Genomic DNA, 701 nt, shown 5'->3' on the forward strand with positions numbered 1-701 from the left:
CTGGGACAGGCGATGGCCATTGCCCTGGCAGAAGCTGGTGCCGACATCGTGGGCGCCTCCAACGTGGAAGCGGTCAAAGGCGGCGACACGGAACAAGCAGTCACTGCCCTGGGGAGAACCTACACTGCCTATGTGGTGGACATCTCTAATCGGGAAGGCCTCTACAGCTTCATTTCGGAAGTCAAGGCCAACCATACCATCGACATTTTGATCAACAATGCCGGCATGATCCTCCGTAAACCGGTGGCCGAGCATCCCGATGATTGGTGGGATAAAGTGATTTCAGTCAACCTGGATGCCCAGTTCCTCTTAACCCGGGAATTTGGCAAGGACATGATTGCCAGGGGCTCGGGTAAAGTGGTGTTTACCTGTTCTTTGCTCTCCTTCCAGGGGGGGATCAATGTACCCGGCTATACCGCTTCCAAGTCTGCTGTAGCCGGTCTGGTCAAGGCTTTTGCCAATGAGTGGGCCTCCAAGGGGGTAAACATCAACGGGATTGCTCCAGGTTATATTGCCACCAACAACACCCAGGCATTGCGTGAGGATGCGGACCGCTCCCAGGCTATTTTAAGTCGCATTCCTGCCAATCGCTGGGGCTTGCCTGCAGACTTTAAAGGACCAGTGGTGTTCCTGTGCTCCGAAGCCTCTGCTTACATGAATGGTCATGTCATGGTAGTAGACGGTGGCTGGATGGCCAGATA

General features: G+C 54.6%; 1 protein-coding gene. It reads left to right on the forward strand.

Annotation, left to right across the window (positions count from 1 at the left end):
- Positions 1 to 12 precede the first annotated feature (12 nt).
- The coding region (locus tag OCK74_RS27850) for an SDR family oxidoreductase (protein ID WP_279300396.1) at positions 13 to 701 on the forward strand (689 nt) is incomplete at its 3' end.

The sequence above is a fragment of the Paraflavisolibacter caeni genome, from assembly GCF_025628885.1.
Classification (GTDB): Bacteria; Bacteroidota; Bacteroidia; order Chitinophagales; family Chitinophagaceae; genus Flavisolibacter; species Flavisolibacter caeni.